The sequence below is a fragment of the Gluconobacter albidus genome, from assembly GCF_002723915.1.
Lineage (GTDB): Bacteria > Pseudomonadota > Alphaproteobacteria > Acetobacterales > Acetobacteraceae > Gluconobacter > Gluconobacter albidus.
Genome location: NZ_BEWL01000001.1, coordinates 244,112 through 261,892, shown reverse-complemented (window position 1 = coordinate 261,892; position 17,781 = coordinate 244,112). Strand labels below are relative to the sequence as shown.

Below are 17,781 nucleotides of genomic sequence, written 5' to 3'. Positions count from 1 at the left end.
GGCCAGTGGCGTAACGTGTCAGTCGCCTGCAAAAAATATGTTACAAGGAAAGCCGGTTTGTCAGGATCACGGTCAAGAGGTTCCCGGTCTTCGAACACGCGTCTGCTGCTTCTCGCATCAGCCTGCCTGCTGCCGGTCGTCCTCGGAACAGCTCAGGCGCGTTCCGTTCGTCATCAGGCCCCGGCATCAACGCCCGGCGGAAACATCATCAGAGCCATTTCGGTCAAGGGAAATACCCGGATCGAGACGAGCACGGTGCTGTCATACATGGTCGCCCAGCCGGGTGACACGTTCAATCAGGACGACCTCGACCGCTCGCTGAAGACGCTTTACGCCACCGGCCTGTTCAAGGATGTCACCCTGCACCGCGATGGCGATACGCTGCTCGTGGATCTTGTCGAGAACCCAATCGTCAACCGCATCGTCTTCGAAGGCAATCATGCGCTGAAGGATGAGGATCTCCGCAAGGAAATCAGCCTGCGCCCGCGCGCGGTGTTCTCGGCGGAGACCACCGCTGCCGACCGCCAGAAGATCCTGAACCAGTATGCCGGCAAAGCCCGCTTCGGTGCGACCGTTACGCCGCAGATCGTCAAGTTGTCCCATAATCGCGTTGACGTGGTGTTCAACATCAACGAAGCGCAGCAGACACTGATCAAGAAGATCGTTTTCGTCGGCAATCATGCCTTCAGTGAGGCGCGTCTGGCGCAGGTCATCTCCTCCAAGGAGTCGATCTGGTACCGCTTCTTCTCGTCGGCTGACGAATATAACCCCGAGCGAATCAAATACGATGCGGAGCTGCTGCGCCGCTTCTATCTGCATAACGGCTTTGTGGACTTCCACATGGTCGATGCAACGGGTGAGCTCGCTCCCGATCACAAGTCTTTCTACATTACCTTCACTGTACACGAAGGCGACCGGTATCGTCTGGGCAAGATGGACGTCCGCTCAAGCGTGCGCCATGTCACGCCGGAAATGCTCCGTCCGCATGTCGAGCTGTTCCCGCACCAGATCTATGATGGTACGGCGATCCAGAACAACACCAAGAATATGCAGGAATGGTTGCAGGCCACCGGTCATCCGTTCGCCATGGTCCGTTCGGAAATCGCCCGAAATCCGGAAAAGCACGTTGTTGACCTGCTGTTCGATGTCACAGAAGGTCCGCATGTCTATGTCGAGCGTATTGACATCAACGGCAACACCATTACGCATGACGACGTGATCCGCCGGAACCTGCCGATGGCTGAAGGGGATCCGTACACCCCGTTCGATCGCAAATATTCCAAACTGGGCCTTCAGGATCTCGGCTATTTCAGTTCGGTCTCCGTTGACCAGACACAGGGTTCCGCGCCCGATCGCGTCAACGTTTCTGCAAACGTGGTGGAGAAGCCGACCGGTGAGTTCTCGCTGGGTGGTGGTTATTCGACGGACGTCGGTATTCTCGGTAACGCCTCGATCAAGCAGCATAACCTGCTCGGAACGGGCGTGGATGCCGGTATTTCGGGAACGGTCGCCTATTATGAAAAACAGGCCGACATCTCGATCACGGATCCCTACTTTCTGAACCGGAACCTTGTTGCTGGTGCTGATTTCTATTTCATCCAGAACAACTACCAGACGTATCAGAGCTATAAGGAATCCCAGTACGGCATGAGCCTGCGTCTGGGTTATGCCTATAACCGCTATCTGTCGCAGTCCTGGAACTATACTCTCGTTGATCGTCAGGTCGGCAATTTCTACGATGCTTCTGCCGTGGCATCTGATCCAAGTCTGATCCAGTGGGTGCCCTCGATTTACGTTCAGCAGTCTGCCGGTTGGTCACTGCTCTCGCAGATCAGTACGTCCATAACCTATGACCGTCGTGACCAGCGGGCAAAGCCGCACTCCGGTTATATGTTCAAGGTTGGTGGCGACTTCGCAGGTCTGGGTGGCAATTCCAAATACGCCCGCGTGAAGGCTGATGGCGCTTATTACCTGCCGCTTGATGACCTGACCGGCAATCATGACTGGACCTTCCAGTTCAAGGGCGGCGTGGGTTACATGGGCGACTGGAGCTCCAGCGGAAACCGCAACATCATTGATAACTTCTATCTTGGTGGTGAAAACCTGCGAGGATTCCTTCAGGGCGGTGTCGGTCCACGTTCGGGACATCTCAAAATCAACGGCGTCTATATCCCTGCACAGGGCCAGGAAGATCTTCTGGGTGGCCGTTTCATGTATACGGCCTCCGCACAGCTCAATTTCCCGCTGCCTATGGGTGATGATCTCGGAATTTCCGGTCGTGGATTCATTGATGCGGGTAGCCTTGCGGGTCTTCGCGTCAAGCATCTTTATACGAATCGTACGAATGATGGGGACAACTATACTCCTATCACCGGTGACAATCTGATTCCGCGCGTTTCCGGTGGCCTTGGTGTGTCGTGGAAGAGCCCGTTCGGTCTTGTTAATATTGATGGTGCCGTGCCGATCCGCAAAGAACACGGCGACCGTCTATACCCGCTGCGTTTTGGTTTCGGTCAGCAGTTCTAAGCTGTCCGAAACTTTGCCATTCTGTTTTCCAACCCCTTGCCAAGAGGTGGTCATGACCCTCAATTCCCTGATGCGCACGGTTTCGGCCGGCGCGCTTCTGGCTGCGTCGATTCTTGTCTCCGCTCCGGGTGCTCACGCGCAGGCCGCTGGCGGCAACGGTGGCTGGTTCGTTCCCAAGGCCGCGCACCCCGACGCCCCGCCGCCGCGTCCTGTTCAGCGTCGCGTTCCGGAAGCAGCTCCTGAAGAGGAAGAAGAGTCCGCTCCGTCTGATCAGCAGCAGGCGCCTCCGGTCCTGCCTCTTCCGCCTATCCCGGCGCCTCCGAGCATTGCGAAGGGGGCTCCCCCGCCGGCTGCCATCATTGGCGTCATCAATGTTCAAGCCGTCATGCAGATTTCCAGCGCCTGGCAGGAAATCCAGCAGGTTCTGGGTGCCCGTCGCGATCGTCTGGCGCAGGCTGTCCAGCGTGAAGAGGCCGCATGGCGTGGTGAGCAGCAGAAACTGCAGGCCCAGGCCCGGACCCTGACGTCCGACCAGATCCAGCTGCGTGAGCGTCACCTTCAGGAACGCCGTGCCAAGGACCAGCACGATTTCGGCAGCCAGGCCCGTATCATCCAGGAAGCGGCGCAGGTCGCCATGCACCAGATCGAGCGTGAACTGGAAGAACCCAACGGCATCATCGCTGCTGTTGCGGCAGCGCATAACATGAACCTGATCCTGCATGCTGAGCAGGTCGTACTGCATGTCGGCGGTCAGGATATCACCGAAGAAGTCGGCGCGCAGCTCAACAAGACTCTGCCGCATGTCTTCATTCCCGATGACGGTGTTGACCCTGAGCAGCTTGCCCGCTCAGGGAAGATGCCGACGACAGCCGATGAACAGCGACAGGCCCAGGGGCCGCAGGGTCAGGCGCCCCAGCAGGCTCCGGCTTCCGCACCGAGCGAGTCCGTTCTTCGTCAGCATCACTGAGGCGAATGTCCGTGTCTGATATGACAGCAAGCGAGACCCGCCCCGGCGACAGCCGTTTTTTTCAACGCTCCGGACCATTTGGTCTGGAGCAGTTGGCTAAAGCATCCGACAGCGACGTGGTTGCCGCAGCATCAGGTAAAAGCGTGGCGGCGTTTCGCGGTGTGGCCCCCCTGCATGTGGCCGGACCTGACGAGGTCAGTTTTCTCGATAACCGTCGCTATCTGCCGCTTCTGGCTGAAACGAAGGCCGGCGCCGTTATCCTGTCGCCAGCGTTTTCCGACAAGCTACCGCCCGATACGGCGGGACTGGTCTGCAAGGCGCCCTATCTCGCCTGGGCCCGTGTCGCCACGCTGTTTCATCCCGATCCAAAGTCTACCGGAGTCCGTCATCCAACGGCCTGGATTGCAGATGACGCAGACATTGGCGAAAACGTCGAAATTGGCCCCTTTGCTGTAATCGGCAGTGGGGCCCGTATCGGCCGTGATACCATCGTGGCCAGTCACGCAAGCATTGGTCAGAGCGTTGAAATCGGTTCCCGATGCCGCATCGGTGCTCATGCTGCCATTTCTCATGCGCGTATTGGTAATCGTGTCACGCTCTATCCTGGCGTTCGTATTGGACAGGACGGCTTTGGTTTCGCCGTAGGGCCGGAAGGGTTTGAAACCGTACCGCAACTGGGTCTGGTCGTTCTGGAAGATGGTGTGGAAGTCGGCGCCAACTCCACCATTGATCGTGGCTCCATGCGGGATACGCTGATCGGCGCGGGCACGCGTATCGATAACCTCGTGCAGATCGGTCACAATGCCCGTCTGGGACGATGCTGTATCGTCGTGTCGCAGGCTGGTATTTCTGGCTCTACAGAATTGGGCGATTTCGTCACCATTGCTGCGCAGGCCGGTCTGATCGGACACATCAAGATCGGTTCCAAGGCCCGCATCGGTGCCCAGTGCGGCGTCATGTCGGACGTGGATGCAGGGGCCGATGTTATCGGGAGCCCTGCCATGCCGTTCCGCGAGTTTTTCCGCAATGTCGCAACATTGCGGAAGCTTTCCCGCAAAAGCAGCGACTAGCTGCCCTGTAGCGCGGATGGTAACTCCCCCTCAGGTTTGCTAAGGGAAGCCATTCGCGCTGCCAGAGGGCAGCAATTGACAGACAACACCGCTTGAAGGGCATGGTAAAACGATGGACCGAGTTGACGCTCCAGCCGAACAGATGACTCCCGCGACAGACGCCGCCGCTGCAGGGCATCAGCTTCCGCAGAGCATCGACATCCTCAAGATCATGCAGTCGATCCCGCATCGCTATCCGTTTCTGCTGATCGACAAGATGGTCGAGATCCATGCCGGACAGTCCGCCATCGGCATCAAGAACGTGACGGTCAACGAGCCGTTTTTTCAGGGTCATTTCCCGTCCCACCCCGTCATGCCTGGCGTCCTGATCGTGGAAGCCATGGCCCAGACAGCGGCGACGCTGGTTGTCATGACTCTGGGTGAAGCGTTTGAAGGCAAGCTGGTCTATTTCATGACAATTGAAAACGCGAAGTTTCGCCGTCCGGTCGGCCCTGGAGACCAGCTCCGGATCCATGTGGACAAGGAGCGCTCCCGCGCCAATGTCTGGAAGTTCAAGGGTGTGGCCCGTGTCGATGGCGTTGCCGTGGCCGAAGCGACCTTCAGTGCGATGATCATGGGTTGACGTTGATGCAGATGGCAGGGAAGCGCCCCGAAACCGCCGAAATCCACGCGACCGCTCTCGTTGATCCGCGTGCGCGCATCGGCGAGAACGTGCGCATCGGACCCTGGTGTCTGGTTGGTCCCAACGTCACCATTGGTGACGGGGTCTGCCTGCACGCATCGGTCATTGTGGACGGATACACGACCCTGCGCGAAAGCGTGGAAGTCTATCCGTTCGTGACGATTGGTCTGGCCCCGCAGGACCTGAAATATGCTGGCGAACCCACGCTCTGCGAAGTGGGCGCCAATACGGTCATCCGCGAAAACGTAACGATCCATCGTGGTACGGCGCAAGGCCATGCGCTTACGCGCATCGGCGCGAACTGTCTGATCATGGCCAATTCTCATGTGGCCCATGACTGCGTCCTCGGTGACCGTGTCATCATTGTCAATAATGTCGTCATGGGTGGTCATGTCGAAATTGACGACGACGCCAAGGTTATGGGCTCGGCAGCGCTGCATCAGTTCGTCCGCATCGGACGCGGGGCTGTGGTCGGCGGTGTCTGTGGCGTCGAAATGGACGTCATTCCTTACGGAAGCGTGCTCGGAAACCGTGCCCGTCTAGTCGGTTTGAACTGGATCGGCCTGAAGCGTTCGGGGGTTGGGCCGGAAGAAATGCAAGCCATGCGCCGTGCGTTCCGCACGCTTTATCCACGGCATGGGGCGACGGAAGCCGTTCTGGAAAGCCGCATTGCCGAAGTCAGGGCGGAATACGGACATCTTCCACGCATTGCCGAGATGCTGGACTTCATGGAGGCTCCAAGCCGTCGCGGCCTGACACGTGTTGCGCGTCAGGAAGGGCAGTCTGAAACCGAAGGCGCCTGATCGTGGGCGACCGGGGCTGCATCGGCATTCTGGCTGGCTCGGGACCGCTTCCCGCACAGGTCGCCGCTGCCGCCATCGCCAAAGGCCGCAAGGTTTTCGTCATTGGCTTCCGTGACTTCGCCGATCGCGCGCTTCTTGATCCTTACCCGCACGAAATCATTCGTCTTGCCGCCGCAGGCGATATTCTTGGCGCTCTGAAGAAAAATAACTGCCGCGAACTGGTCCTGATCGGGCCGGTCCGTCGGCCCGCATGGCGGGACCTGCGTCCCGATGCGGAAGGGGCCCGCATTCTCGCGCGCCTCGGGCGGGCGATCTTTTCCGGAGACGACGGGCTTCTCGGCGCGATCGTCCGTGTCCTCGGCGAAGAAGGTTTTCATGTCCGGGGTGCGCACGAGTTTCTCGAACATGCCACCGGCCGTTCAGGAACCCTGGGGCGTGTGCTCCCTGACACTCAGGCCAGACAGGACATCGCCCGTGGTGTCGATGTTCTCAAGGCGATGGCCGTCCTGGATATCGGTCAGGGATGCGTGGTCCAGAACGGGCTTGTACTGGCGGTCGAGGCTCTGGAGGGGACGGATGCCATGCTGGGCCGCTGCGGGCGCCTCATGCAGGCGGGAAGTGGTGGCGTTCTGGTAAAGATGCCCAAAACCGGACAGGACCTTCGGGCGGACATGCCGACGATCGGGCCGGAGACGCTGGAAAATGCGGCCCGGAACGGATTGCGGGGCGTTGCGTTCCAGCCCGGAGTGACGCTCATGACGGATCCTGCGGGCTGCGTGAAGCTGGCGGATCGTTACGGGCTCTTCCTGTATGGGCTGACGCCGGAAGATCTGAAGGACAAGTGATGAATACGTTTTTGCATACGATGGTGAGAATCCGGGACATTGACCGGAGTCTGGCATTCTACAAGCTGCTCGGGATGAAGGAGCTTCGCCGCAAGGAAGTCCGGGAAGGGCGCTACACGCTGGTTTTCATCGGATTCGCCGATAACGAGCATGGGCAGGCCGAAATCGAACTGACCTACAACTGGGATCAGGAGTCCGATTACGATGTTGGGACCGGTTTCGGCCATTTTGCGATTGGCGCCCCTGACGTGGCGGCTCTGGTCGAAACGGTCCGTTCGGGTGGCGGCAAGGTGACACGCGAAGCCGGTCCACTGAAATTCGGCACGATCATCATTGCCTTTGTCGAAGATCCCGACGGCTACAAAATCGAGCTTATCGAGAAATCGTAACGTTTTTCAGCAGTTTCAGGGCGTTTTCGAGCGCTTCGATAATCGTCTGTGCGTTCTGTTGGACTGCCTTGTCCCTGTGGGTGCCGAGAATGTCAGCGCAGAGAAGCGCAGGAGCCAAGGCATTGCGCAGGTCGTGACGAAAGGTGGCAGCATCCTGAGACGGTGTGCTGGAAGCAGAATGGTTGCTGGACTCGGGCATGGGGTCAAGTTCCTGTAGGTCTGGCATTGACATGAAGGGCCTGCGTGCTTACAAGCCCGGGTCTCAATCACCGGGCGTTTCGTGCGCCCGATCGACGCGGATGTCCAGCAGTTGAGGCGTCCGCCTGGTTTTTAAGGATCAACGTCATGAAGCGCACGTATCAACCCTCCAAGCTGGTTCGCAAGCGTCGTCACGGTTTCCGTACGCGTAGCGAAACCGTCGGCGGCCGCCGCGTGCTGGCCAACCGTCGCACCAAGGGTCGCAAGAAGCTCTCCGCCTGAGTTCGACCCAGATCGGCACAACCCATACACCGAGCCGTTTGAAAAAACGGCCGCAGTTTCTGCGTGTAGCCGGGAAAGGGCGCAAGGTCGCCACTCCCGGTATGGTTGTGCAGATCCTTCCGGATGACACAGCGACCGAAACCCGCGTGGGTTTCACAGTCACTAAAAAAGTCGGTAATTCTGTCATCCGTAACCGCACCCGCCGTCGTCTTCGTGAGGCTCTCCGCCTCGTTGCACGGGAAGACGGTCTGCCTTCCGGCGATTTCGTCCTTATCGGGCGTGACAAGACCCGGGGGCGTGAGTTTTCTCTCCTCAAAGACGATCTGAGGCAGGCTCTTCGCAAGGGGCTGGATGCCAATTTCCGTGAAAAACCTTCCGGGAATTCCAGTCATAGCCGGAATCGGGCGAAATGATTGCGCGCGTCATCAGGAAAGCCGTCACTGCCCTGATGCTGTCGCTCATTGATGCCTACAAACTCTTCATCAGTCCGTTCATCGGTACGAACTGCCGGTTCGATCCGACATGCAGCACCTACGCATTGATGGTGATCCGCGAGCATGGTCCCGTGCGTGGGGGATGGCTTGCGATACGCCGGATCGGGCGCTGTCATCCCTGGTCGGAAGGGGGCATCGACCTGCCTCCGAAGCCACACCGGCATTAAAAACACCCGCCACCTATTGTTTTGGATGCGGTTTTCGGCCACTTGAAGCGCAAGCCCCATTCAGTGAGACGAAAGACCGGCATCCGCCCGATGGACATCAAGCGCATTATTGCGGCCACACTTCTCTCGGCCCTTATCCTGATCGGTTTCGACTATTTCATGCCGAAGCCCCATCAGGACGATCCCCATTCCGTCCCTCATGCGCCTGCTGCGCAGGTTCAGACCAGCGCCCCTGCCGCGTCTGAAGCCCCGGCAGAGACGCAGGTTGCCGCACGGCGTATTCCTCTGACGGGGCCGGATGTCCAGGGTTCTCTCAACCTGAAGGGCGCGGTGCTGGATGATCTGATCCTCACGAAATATCGCGAGACCCTTGCCAAAGGCAGCCCGCTTGTGCGGCTGCTGGACACCGCCGGAAGTACCCATCCCAATTTTGTCGTGATCGGCTGGACCAATGCTCCGGGTTCAAACGCCCGCGTGCCGGACCTGAACACGGTCTGGGACAGTCCGGACGAGACGCTGACTCCGGACCATCCGGTGACGCTACACTGGGATAACGGACAGGGGTTGGTGTTCTCCATCCAGATCGCGCTGGACGACCATTACATGTTCGCGGTGAACCAGACGGTCGAGAACCATTCCGCACAGCCAGTGGCACTTGTGCCGTTCCAGCGCGTGCAGCGGGACTACGAAGCGCCGGAAGGGGCTTTCACCGCGCATGAAGGTCCGATCGCCGTCGTTGGTGGCCGAATGCAGGACGAGAGCTACAAGAATCTGCGCAAGGGGGCTGATCATCCGGATCACGTCTCCTGGTCGTCCACGGGATCGAATGGCTGGGATGGCATCAGTGACAAGTTCTGGCTGACGGCCGTGGCGCCTGCGGACGGGACGCCCGTTATGGCAAGCTTTGCATACGTTCCGGGAGCGCCGGCATCCTATCAGGTGGGGATGTCTACACAGGCGCCCCAGCAGATCATGCCGAATGGCTCCATCACCGAGAAGAGCCATGTCTTTGCCGGGGCCAAGGTGCTCAGCCTTTTGCAGTCCTACAGCAAACAGCTTGGAATTCCTGATCTGGACAAGGCGATCGACTTCGGCTGGTTCAGCTTCCTGACCCGCCCGCTGCTGACGCTTCTACACTGGCTGTATCTGCATATCGGCAATTTCGGTCTTGCGCTGATGGCGCTGACGCTGATCGTCAAAATCGTTCTCTTTCCGCTGGCTTCAAAGGCTGCCCAGTCTTCTGCGCGGATGCGTCTGCTGGCGCCGAAGGTCAAGGAAATCCGCGAGAAGAACAAGGACGACCCGATGGCCATGAACCAGAAGGTCATGGCGCTGTATCGTGAAGAAAAGGTGAGTCCGGCCAGTGGCTGTCTGCCGATGCTGATCCAGGCACCGATCTTCTTCTGCCTGTACAAAATCCTGAACATCAGCATCGACGCCCGTCATGCGCCATTCTTCGGCTGGATCCGCGATCTGTCGATGCCGGACCCGACAAACATCTTCAACCTGTTCGGACTGCTCCCTTTCGACCCGACGCACTATTCCTCGTTCCTGCATGTCAGCATCTGGGGCACGGCACTGGGTCTGACGTTCTGGCTGTTGCAGCGCCAGACCAGCTCGACGGCGAGCCTTGATCCGGCACAGGCGCGCGTGATGCAGTTCATGCCGCTGGCTTATGTGTTCTTTATGTCCAGCTTCCCGGCCAGCCTTCTGGTCTATTACACATGGAACAACCTGCTGACGGTGGCGCAGCAGATGTTCATCCAGCGCCGGACCGGTCTGCCCGTTCCGGTCTCCCGGACCTGAGGCCGACCAGAGGCATGATGAAAGAAATACCAGGGCCTCCAACCGAGGCCCAGATCGAAGACGGGCGGCTTCTGTTTGCGGGGGAATGCGAATTCTTCTTCGGTTCTCAGAAGATCGACCAGCTTCCTCCGGTCGGTCGACCCGAAGTGGCCTTTGCCGGACGCTCCAATGTCGGCAAATCAAGCCTCATCAATGCGCTGACGGGGCGTCGTGCGCTGGCACGGGCGTCGTCCGAGCCGGGACGGACCAAGCAGCTCAATTTCTTCAATCTCGCTGACCGCCTGTCTCTTGTGGACATGCCGGGTTACGGATTTGCGAAGGCGGCCAAGTCGGTCAAGGAAGACTGGCAGGACATGATGTTCGCCTATCTTCGGGGGCGCACCACGCTGGAGCGGGTCATCCTGCTTCTGGACGCGCGGATCGAGCTCAAGGAGTCCGACAGGGACGTCATGGAGTTGCTGGATCGTGCGGCCGTGGTGTTCCAGATCGTGCTGACCAAATGCGATCAGGTGCGCCCGAAGGCGCTTGCAGCAAAGACGTCGGAAGTCGAGGCGCTGGCGCTCAAACACGCCGCCGCCTATCCGCGTATCATTTCCACCAGCAGCGAGACCGGGTTCGGGATCGAGGACCTGCGGGCGGAAATTGCCCGTTTTGCCGTGCCACTCCAGACGTCAGGGGAAGGACAGTCCGGATCATGACCAGTAAGACCTCCAGCGGAAACAATAGCAAAACTCACAGTGCCAAACTGCCGGATGTGCCGCCGGTCGTGAACGCGGAAGAGGCGCAGGCGCAGGCAGCCATTCTGTCCAGTGCGCTGCCTTTCCTGCGCCGTTATGCCGGGGACACGATTGTCGTCAAATACGGCGGTCATGCCATGGGCGAAGGTAAGCTGGCGCATGCATTCGGCTATGACATCGCGCTGCTCAAACTGGTCGGGATCAATCCGATCGTTGTGCATGGTGGTGGTCCACAGATCAGCGCGATGCTGGACCGTCTGAAGATCCGCTCCGAATTTATCGACGGTCTCCGGGTTACGGACCAGTCGATGGTCGATGTGATCGAGATGGTGCTGTCAGGCAGCGTCAACAAACAGGTCGCCGAGCTGATCAACCGTGCGGGGGCGCTGGCCGTCGGCATTTCCGGCAAGGATGGCGGACTGATACAGGCACGTCGTCTGACCCGGATGAAACGTGATCTAGATAGCGAGATCGAAAAGGTCATTGATCTCGGTTTTGTCGGGCAGCCGGAAAAGATTGATCCGCGGGTGCTGTATGCGCTCCTCGGGGCCGGGTTGATTCCCGTAATTGCTCCGGTTGGCGTAGGCGCAGACGGTGAGACCTATAATATCAACGCCGATACGGCGGCAGGTGCGATTGCAGGAGCGGTGCACGCCTCGCGTCTGCTGATGCTGACGGATGTTCCGGGAGTGCTGGATGAAAACGGCAAGCTCATCGAGGAACTGAGCGCGGAGGAGGCCTTGCGCCGGATTGCGGATGGTTCGATTTCGGGAGGAATGATTCCGAAGGTCGAAACCTGCCTTGAAGCCGTTCGCCAGGGTGCGAAAGCTGCCGTCATTCTGGACGGCCGGGTGCCGCATAGCTGTCTGCTGGAGCTTTTCACGCGGGCAGGCCCGGGGACGCTTATCAAGGCATAACCGGTCTGTTGTTCAGACCGGACTACAGATTATGGCGCTTCGTGTGAGAAGCGCCATAATCTGTTTTCAACCAGCCCTTCCTGCAATGCCAGCATTCCGCGCTCCAGCAGGGTCTCGGGCGTTTCCTCTGCATTGGCTTCGCGGGAGACGAGGCCGAGTTGCAATGGAAGATGGACAGGCGGGTCGATCAGGATGGGGATTCCGTGCGCCGTCATGCGCTCGGCCCGTTCGGCCGCTGCGAAGCGGTCGCCGCCATCCATCCAGAGTCCGAAGATATTATTGCCGATGCGACCGATGGCATCCGTCGGACGAACTGCCTTGCGGAGGAGGGCAACGCATTGCCGGAGGGCTTCCTCACCGGCTTCGAATCCCCGTGTTTTTGACAGTTCCGTCAGACCGGGAACGCGCGCGATGATCAGGGTCGCAGGCATGACCTCCTGATCGAGACGGCGGGTACGGCGTTCTATTTCCGCCTTCAGCCCTTTCCAGTTCAGAAGATTGGACGAAATGTCATAGTCGGAGTCGAACAGGATCCGGCGATGAATGCTGTCCAGTTCCCAGAAACCCGCCAGCAGCGAACACACGGCCTGACACAGCTTTTGCTCCTGCGGTGACCATGAGGTGGCTCGCCAGACGATAAGACACATCTGTTCGAGACTGCGGATGTTCTCGCGGCAGATCATGGCATGACGCGTACCGGCTCGGAAAACGATCGTCCCTGTCTGCGAGGGGCTGGCGGAGAGAACGGCCTGAATGTCGTCTGTCAGGCTTGAAGAACTGTACAGGAGTGTATCTGGAGCCGCCGTATCAAGCAGGGCTCCTTCGGCGCCGAGCGGCTCCAGCAGGGCTTCCATGGCAGCAGCGGCGGCCAGTCGGGGGACGATGGCCTTACGCAGAGCGGTCGTCACGTCGGCAAGGATGGCAATCCCATCGTGGTCTGCAGGCGAGGCCGTCCCGCATGCAGACGCGGATAACGGCTCCGAAACAGCTTTGAGGGTGCCACGTGTTCCGGTGATCTGTCCCTCGTCATCATGGAACGGGCGAGAAGAGAGGATCACCGTCAGAGGCTCGCCCTGTGGCGTCGTGATGGTAGCCGCCGTGCCCGCATGGGGCTGCAGGATGTCTACAGAGTCGCATAATGCGCTGAAGGGGTGCCCGATCAGGGATGTGGTCGGCTGCCCGAGCCAGGTGTCCGGGGAAATGAGGATGATCCGACCGCGACTATCTGTTTCGAAGACTAGATCCACGGCCTGATAAAGCAGGGACCGCCAGCGTTCGCGGCTTTCCAGCGTGGACGCCAGCATGTTCCGCAGATCCTGCGGACTCCTGTCGGGTGCGGACGGGTTCATGAACTGGGACAACAGGGAACGCATATCAGGCAAGGGTGACATATCCCGCAGAAAGCTCGAGGTCGGGCCAGCCAGTCAAAGCCCTCCGTTTTCATAAGCGTGGCGGGTTAAGAAGTCATGAACAACGCACGAAACTGTGCAGGTCGGAATCGGAGGTAAAGATCCGTTGACATGCACCGTCGGGAACCGCATGTTCCGGCGGATTTCTGCTTTTCTGACCGGACCGACCTGATGCCGAATGCACCTCTTCGTACTGCCATCGAAGCCCTGTGGGAGCGTCGTACGACTCTCAGCGCCCGTACGGAAGGCGAAGACCGCGACATCGTGGAAAAAGCCCTGTCCGCGCTTGATGCCGGCACCCTGCGCGTCGCCGAGCCTTCCGAAAACGGCTGGATCGTTCACGAATGGCTGAAGAAGGCCGTCCTGCTCTCGTTCCGTCTGAACGACAGCCGTGTCATGGAACGCGGTTGCGGTGGCGAGCCGGCCTTCGACAAAGTGCCCCTGAAGTTTGACGGCTGGGACCAGTTCCGTTTCGCCGAAGCCGGTTTCCGTGCCGTTCCGGGTGCGATTGTGCGCCGTTCCGCGTTCATCGCGCCCAATGTCGTGCTGATGCCGAGCTTCGTGAACGTTGGCGCACGCGTCGACAGCGGCACGATGATCGATACCTGGGCAACCGTCGGTTCCTGTGCCCAGATCGGCAAAAACTGCCACATCAGCGGTGGTGCGGGGATCGGTGGCGTTCTGGAGCCGCTGCAGGCTGCGCCGGTCATCATCGAGGATGACTGCTTCATCGGTGCGCGTTCGGAAGTGGCCGAAGGCGTTGTAGTCGAGAAGGGCTCTGTCCTCTCCATGGGTGTGTTCCTTGGTGCGTCCACCAAGATCGTGGACCGTGCGACGGGCGAAATTTTCATGGGCCGCGTCCCGGCCTATTCCGTCGTCATTCCGGGTACGCTGCCGCCGAAAGAGCCGGGCATGCCGTCGCTGGCCTGTGCGGTGATCGTCAAGCGCGTGGATGAGCGGACCCGCTCCAAGACCTCCATCAACGACCTCCTGCGCGACTGAGTGTCGTGAGCGGATCACACCTGCCGACAGATCCCGTGACACTGGCACGGGATCTGCTGCGTTGTCCGTCCGTGACCCCGGCCGACGGGGGCGCGCAGATGCTTCTGGCAGGTGTGCTGGAGGGGATGGGTTTTGAGACAGTCCATCTTCCTTTCGGCCCCGCGGAGGCCCCGACGCCCAATCTATATGCCCGGCTGGGTACGGGGCGCCCCACGCTCTGTTTTGCGGGCCATACGGATGTCGTGCCGCCCGGCGAAGGCTGGGCGCATGATCCGTTTGCAGCCGTGGTTCAGGACGGTCGGCTTTATGGACGCGGCATTGCGGACATGAAAGGCGGCGTGGCCTGTTTCGTCGCTGCTGTGGCGCGGCGTCTGGAGCAGGGGCCATTGAAAGGCTCCGTCTCCCTGCTGATCACGGGAGACGAGGAAGGCCCCGCGCATTTCGGGACGAAACCGGTCATCGAATGGCTGGCGGAACGGAAGGAGCTTCCGGATTTCTGCCTGCTGGGTGAGCCCACGAACCCCGAGGCTCTGGGCGATGTTATCAAGATCGGCCGACGCGGCAGCATGAACGCAGTTGTGACGGTGCAGGGCACCCAAGGGCATGTGGCGTATCCGCATCTGGCGGATAATCCGGTTCACCGTCTTCTGGCAGCGTTTTCCGAACTGATGGCGCGGGAGCTGGATGCGGGCAGCGAGTGGTTTGACCCGTCTTCGCTTCAGGTGACCAGTATCGACGTGGGCAATTCCGCGACCAATGTCATTCCGGCGCAGGCCGTCGGGCGGCTGAATATCCGCTTCAATGACCTTCACATCGGATCCGCTCTAACGGCGTGGATCGAGGATGTGGTCCGGCGTCATGCGCCTTCAGCGGACGTACAGGTGTCCATCAGTGGCGAGGCTTTTCTGACGCAGCCCGGAGAGGCCGTAACGTGCCTCTCGGATGCCGTGCGTCAGGTGACGGGGCGTACGCCCCGGCTCGATACCGGCGGCGGTACGTCCGATGCACGCTTCATTTCGCGCTATTGCGAGGTTGCGGAGTTCGGTCTTGTGGGGGCGACCATGCACAAACGGGACGAGCATGTGGGACTTGAAACGCTGGAGGATCTGACGCGGATCTATCTGGCGTTCATGGAAGGATACGGGCTGTGAATTCCGGACGGCAGGGTTCGTTTCCTCCTTCCGGAAACATAGCCATCCCGCTGGGCGTGTGGCTTCTGGGGCGCGGGCGCTCCGAAGGGATCAACTGCTTCGCTCCGGGAGCAGGTGCGTTGTTCGCGGCTTTGGCACCCACGATCGCGCTGGCGCTCATCGGTGTGTGGATGGCCTTTATGCTGCCTCCTGCCGAACGGGTCATGGGGCTGGTACGGGCGGTGGTGCCGCTGGTCTGCACGCTGTTGCAGCTTGTGGTGTCAGAGCTTTACACGGTTTTTCTGAGCCGCAAGGGGCTGTGGACGCGCTACGCAACCGCTTCTTTATGGTGTGGCTGGCTACCGCTGGTCATGCTTATTGTGGCGCAGGGTGTGCTGCATCTCGTAATTCCGGGGGCTGCGGCCTCCGGTCAGGCGCTGGCCGGTCTCGCCTTCGGGGCACAGCTTTATACGCTGTGGCTGACCTGGTACGTCACGAAAGTCGGCCTTCTGACGACAGGGTGGCAGGCCTTCGTCATGACGATTCTTCAGACCCTGCCGGTTGCCGCATTTCTCTGGATTCTGTGGCTTTTACCGCCGCATTACAATGCGATGGTGGATCTGCTCGGGATCTCGTTTTAAGTCCTGTTGAACGGATTGTCGGGATAGCCGACATCCATCAGACAGAGCCCTTCCGGCGGGGCCGTCTGTCCTGCGGCGCAGCGGTCTTTCGCTTCCAGAATCTCAATCATTTTTTCGACCGGCCACAGGCCCGCGCCGATCATCATCAGTGTTCCGGCCATGTTGCGGACCTGATGATGCAGGAAGGAGCGCGCCTTCGTGTCGATCATGACCAGTTCGCCCTCGCGACGGATGGTCAGAATATCCAGCGTGCGAACGGGACTTCTGGCCTGACAGGCGACCGCACGGAAAGATGTGAAATCATGCGGCCCGAGAAGATGGTTCGCGGCCTGCTGCATGAGATCCACATTCAGCGGGCGCTTGATGTGCCACACCCGGTTTTCCATCAGACCCGGACGGGCAGGGCGGTTGAGGATCGTGTAGCGGTAGCTGCGCCATGTGGCGGAGAAACGCGCATTCCACTCTGGCCCGACTTGCGCGGCTTCGAGTACGACAACGCGGTGGGGCTTGAGATGATATCCCATGCCGTCACGGATCTGGCGGGCGTCGATCGGGGCGTCATCCGGGAAGTCGAGATGGATGACCATTCCAGCGGCATGGACGCCTGCATCCGTGCGTCCGGCAGTGATGCTGGGCACGGGACGATTACGGACCAGTTTCGAGGCGGCAGCTTCGATCAGGCTCTGAATGGAGACGCCGTCATTCTGCTTCTGCCAGCCCAGATAGCCGGTGCCGTCATATTCGATGCGTAAAGCCCAGCGGTTCAGGCCAGAAGGCTCATGGTCCTGAGCCTGTGCGTCAGACAAGTCCCATCCCTTTCGGCACGGGCTGACCGCGCAGGAAATCGGCGGCGGACATCATGCTGCGCCCCGGCTTCTGAACGCGGTCGATGCGAATCGCACCGGTGCCACAGGCGATCGTCAGAGCGTCGTCGAGCGTGGTGCCGGGGGAGGCGTTGGGGACTGCGTCCGGCAGCGGAGTGGCCGTGCCGATTTTCAGCACTATACCGTCAAGCGTCGTAAATGCGCCGGGCCAAGGCGTGAGGCCGCGGATCTGGCGATCGATCTCGGCTGCCGTGCGCGTCCAGTCGATACGGCCATTATCGCGGGTCAGGCGTTCGGCATAGGTCACGCCGTCTGTGGGCTGCGGCACGGGTGTCGGACGCTCGGCCAGCGCACGAACGACCAGACGGCCGCCGATCTCCGACAAACGGTCATGCAGTGTGCTGGCGGTATCGGTCGCGCTAATGGGCGTAGCCTCCTCCAGCAGAACCGCGCCGGTGTCGAGGCCCTCATCCATCTGCATAATGGAAACGCCGCTTTGGGTGTCGCCTGCGAGGATGGAGGACTGGATGGGCGAGGCCCCACGCCAGCGCGGCAGAAGGCTGGCATGGATGTTCAGACACCCCAGACGCGGGGCGTCCAGCATCTCTTTGGGCAGAATGAGGCCATAGGCGGCGACCACGGCGGCGTCGGCATTCAGGGCAGCAAAAGCGGCGTGCTCCGTCGTGTCCCGACGAACGTGGGCGGGCGTCCGTACCTCGATCCCGGCCGCTTCGGCCGCTTCATGAACTGGCGAACGACGCAGCGCTTTGCCACGTCCTGCCGGTCGCGGCGGCTGCGTGTAGACCGCAACCACCTCGTGACCGGCGTCGAGCAGAGCGTGCAGCGCCGGGACCGAAAAGTCCGGCGTTCCCATGAAAATCAGCCGCATCGG

20 protein-coding genes are annotated in these 17,781 nt (G+C 60.2%); 16 read left to right on the top strand and 4 right to left on the bottom strand.

Annotation, left to right across the window (positions count from 1 at the left end):
- Positions 1-57: 57 nt before the first annotated feature.
- The 7 genes from bamA (at position 58) to gloA (ending at position 7,282) form a co-directional block, all read left to right on the top strand.
- Positions 58-2,526, top strand: a complete 2,469-nt coding sequence (gene bamA, locus GAL01_RS01235; protein WP_062033524.1) for an outer membrane protein assembly factor BamA — start codon at positions 58-60, stop codon at positions 2,524-2,526.
- Between the two features lie 52 nt (positions 2,527-2,578).
- Positions 2,579-3,493, top strand: a complete 915-nt coding sequence (locus tag GAL01_RS01230; RefSeq protein ID WP_174694413.1) for an OmpH family outer membrane protein — start codon at positions 2,579-2,581, stop codon at positions 3,491-3,493.
- A 20-nt stretch (positions 3,494-3,513) separates the two neighbouring features.
- Positions 3,514-4,563, top strand: coding sequence for a UDP-3-O-(3-hydroxymyristoyl)glucosamine N-acyltransferase (gene lpxD / locus GAL01_RS01225; protein ID WP_062033880.1), 1,050 nt, complete (start codon positions 3,514-3,516; stop codon positions 4,561-4,563).
- A gap of 142 nt (positions 4,564-4,705) precedes the next feature.
- Positions 4,706-5,185 carry a 3-hydroxyacyl-ACP dehydratase FabZ gene (gene fabZ / locus GAL01_RS01220; protein ID WP_086649100.1) on the top strand — a complete coding sequence of 160 codons (480 nt, stop codon included), beginning with the start codon at positions 4,706-4,708 and terminating at the stop codon, positions 5,183-5,185.
- Between the two features lie 5 nt (positions 5,186-5,190).
- The gene (gene lpxA, locus GAL01_RS01215) at positions 5,191-6,048 is read left to right on the top strand and encodes an acyl-ACP--UDP-N-acetylglucosamine O-acyltransferase (RefSeq protein WP_062033878.1); all 858 of its coding nucleotides are present in this window, start codon (positions 5,191-5,193) and stop codon (positions 6,046-6,048) included.
- Between the two features lie 2 nt (positions 6,049-6,050).
- Entirely contained in the window at positions 6,051-6,893 is an 843-nt protein-coding gene (locus GAL01_RS01210; RefSeq protein WP_086648878.1) for an LpxI family protein, read from the top strand.
- Entirely contained in the window at positions 6,893-7,282 is a 390-nt protein-coding gene (gene gloA, locus GAL01_RS01205; protein ID WP_062033514.1) for a lactoylglutathione lyase, read from the top strand. Before GAL01_RS01210 ends, gloA begins: the two co-directional genes overlap by 1 nt.
- Here gloA and GAL01_RS01200 read toward each other — a convergent pair.
- Complete coding sequence (locus tag GAL01_RS01200; RefSeq protein ID WP_231865436.1) at positions 7,266-7,481, bottom strand: hypothetical protein; 216 nt, start codon at positions 7,479-7,481, stop codon at positions 7,266-7,268. The two genes, gloA and GAL01_RS01200, sit on opposite strands and share 17 nt — an antisense overlap.
- 146 nt (positions 7,482-7,627) lie before the next feature.
- Between GAL01_RS01200 and rpmH the strand changes: the two genes are divergently transcribed.
- From rpmH to argB, 6 genes are all read left to right on the top strand, one after another.
- Positions 7,628-7,762: a 50S ribosomal protein L34 gene (gene rpmH, locus GAL01_RS01195; RefSeq protein ID WP_062033507.1), complete on the top strand. Its 135-nt coding sequence runs from the start codon at positions 7,628-7,630 to the stop codon at positions 7,760-7,762.
- A gap of 38 nt (positions 7,763-7,800) precedes the next feature.
- Entirely contained in the window at positions 7,801-8,175 is a 375-nt protein-coding gene (rnpA, locus tag GAL01_RS01190) for a ribonuclease P protein component (protein WP_077802424.1), read from the top strand.
- The gene (gene yidD / locus GAL01_RS01185) at positions 8,172-8,423 is read left to right on the top strand and encodes a membrane protein insertion efficiency factor YidD (RefSeq protein ID WP_062033500.1); all 252 of its coding nucleotides are present in this window, start codon (positions 8,172-8,174) and stop codon (positions 8,421-8,423) included. The genes rnpA and yidD overlap by 4 nt, the downstream gene beginning before the upstream one ends.
- Positions 8,424-8,513: 90 nt before the next feature.
- Positions 8,514-10,229 carry a membrane protein insertase YidC gene (gene yidC / locus GAL01_RS01180; protein WP_062033498.1) on the top strand — a complete coding sequence of 572 codons (1,716 nt, stop codon included), beginning with the start codon at positions 8,514-8,516 and terminating at the stop codon, positions 10,227-10,229.
- 17 nt (positions 10,230-10,246) lie between these two features.
- Positions 10,247-10,927, top strand: coding sequence for a ribosome biogenesis GTP-binding protein YihA/YsxC (gene yihA, locus GAL01_RS01175; RefSeq protein ID WP_062033495.1), 681 nt, complete (start codon positions 10,247-10,249; stop codon positions 10,925-10,927).
- Complete coding sequence (gene argB, locus GAL01_RS01170; protein WP_062033490.1) at positions 10,924-11,883, top strand: acetylglutamate kinase; 960 nt, start codon at positions 10,924-10,926, stop codon at positions 11,881-11,883. The genes yihA and argB overlap by 4 nt, the downstream gene beginning before the upstream one ends.
- Positions 11,884-11,912: 29 nt before the next feature.
- Here argB and GAL01_RS01165 read toward each other — a convergent pair whose 3' ends face one another.
- A complete protein-coding gene (locus tag GAL01_RS01165) occupies positions 11,913-13,256 on the bottom strand; it encodes a sensor domain-containing diguanylate cyclase (protein ID WP_231865441.1) in 1,344 nt (447 codons plus the stop codon).
- A 207-nt stretch (positions 13,257-13,463) separates the two neighbouring features.
- On the opposite strand from GAL01_RS01165, the gene dapD reads away from it, so the two are divergent.
- From dapD to GAL01_RS01150, 3 genes are read left to right on the top strand one after another with little or no spacing between them, the layout of a single operon-like run.
- On the top strand, positions 13,464-14,294 hold the full coding sequence (gene dapD, locus GAL01_RS01160) for a 2,3,4,5-tetrahydropyridine-2,6-dicarboxylate N-succinyltransferase (RefSeq protein ID WP_062033875.1): 831 nt from the start codon (positions 13,464-13,466) through the stop codon (positions 14,292-14,294).
- Positions 14,295-14,299: 5 nt separating this feature from the next.
- Complete coding sequence (dapE, locus tag GAL01_RS01155; RefSeq protein ID WP_062033484.1) at positions 14,300-15,445, top strand: succinyl-diaminopimelate desuccinylase; 1,146 nt, start codon at positions 14,300-14,302, stop codon at positions 15,443-15,445.
- On the top strand, positions 15,442-16,065 hold the full coding sequence (locus GAL01_RS01150) for a hypothetical protein (RefSeq protein WP_062033481.1): 624 nt from the start codon (positions 15,442-15,444) through the stop codon (positions 16,063-16,065). Before dapE ends, GAL01_RS01150 begins: the two co-directional genes overlap by 4 nt.
- On the opposite strand, the gene truA is transcribed toward GAL01_RS01150, so the two are convergent.
- Entirely contained in the window at positions 16,062-16,871 is an 810-nt protein-coding gene (truA, locus tag GAL01_RS01145; RefSeq protein WP_062033478.1) for a tRNA pseudouridine(38-40) synthase TruA, read from the bottom strand. The two genes, GAL01_RS01150 and truA, sit on opposite strands and share 4 nt — an antisense overlap.
- Complete coding sequence (gene fmt, locus GAL01_RS01140) at positions 16,864-17,778, bottom strand: methionyl-tRNA formyltransferase (protein ID WP_062033475.1); 915 nt, start codon at positions 17,776-17,778, stop codon at positions 16,864-16,866. Before fmt ends, truA begins: the two co-directional genes overlap by 8 nt.
- Positions 17,779-17,781 lie beyond the last annotated feature (3 nt).

What these genes read in the sequence shown, in the direction of transcription:
- GAL01_RS01230 (WP_174694413.1), top strand. Translation starts at nt 2,579, where the DNA reads ATGACCCTCAATTCCCTGATGCGCACGGTTTCGGCCGGCGCGCTTCTG.
- lpxD (WP_062033880.1), top strand. Translation starts at nt 3,514, where the DNA reads ATGACAGCAAGCGAGACCCGCCCCGGCGACAGCCGTTTTTTTCAACGC.
- fabZ (WP_086649100.1), top strand. Translation starts at nt 4,706, where the DNA reads ATGACTCCCGCGACAGACGCCGCCGCTGCAGGGCATCAGCTTCCGCAG.
- lpxA (WP_062033878.1), top strand. Translation starts at nt 5,191, where the DNA reads ATGCAGATGGCAGGGAAGCGCCCCGAAACCGCCGAAATCCACGCGACC.
- gloA (WP_062033514.1), top strand. Translation starts at nt 6,893, where the DNA reads ATGAATACGTTTTTGCATACGATGGTGAGAATCCGGGACATTGACCGG.
- GAL01_RS01200 (WP_231865436.1), bottom strand. Translation starts at nt 7,481, where the DNA reads ATGCCCGAGTCCAGCAACCATTCTGCTTCCAGCACACCGTCTCAGGAT.
- rpmH (WP_062033507.1), top strand. Translation starts at nt 7,628, where the DNA reads ATGAAGCGCACGTATCAACCCTCCAAGCTGGTTCGCAAGCGTCGTCAC.
- yidD (WP_062033500.1), top strand. Translation starts at nt 8,172, where the DNA reads ATGATTGCGCGCGTCATCAGGAAAGCCGTCACTGCCCTGATGCTGTCG.
- yidC (WP_062033498.1), top strand. Translation starts at nt 8,514, where the DNA reads ATGGACATCAAGCGCATTATTGCGGCCACACTTCTCTCGGCCCTTATC.
- yihA (WP_062033495.1), top strand. Translation starts at nt 10,247, where the DNA reads ATGAAAGAAATACCAGGGCCTCCAACCGAGGCCCAGATCGAAGACGGG.
- argB (WP_062033490.1), top strand. Translation starts at nt 10,924, where the DNA reads ATGACCAGTAAGACCTCCAGCGGAAACAATAGCAAAACTCACAGTGCC.
- GAL01_RS01165 (WP_231865441.1), bottom strand. Translation starts at nt 13,256, where the DNA reads ATGCGTTCCCTGTTGTCCCAGTTCATGAACCCGTCCGCACCCGACAGG.
- dapD (WP_062033875.1), top strand. Translation starts at nt 13,464, where the DNA reads ATGCCGAATGCACCTCTTCGTACTGCCATCGAAGCCCTGTGGGAGCGT.
- fmt (WP_062033475.1), bottom strand. Translation starts at nt 17,778, where the DNA reads ATGCGGCTGATTTTCATGGGAACGCCGGACTTTTCGGTCCCGGCGCTG.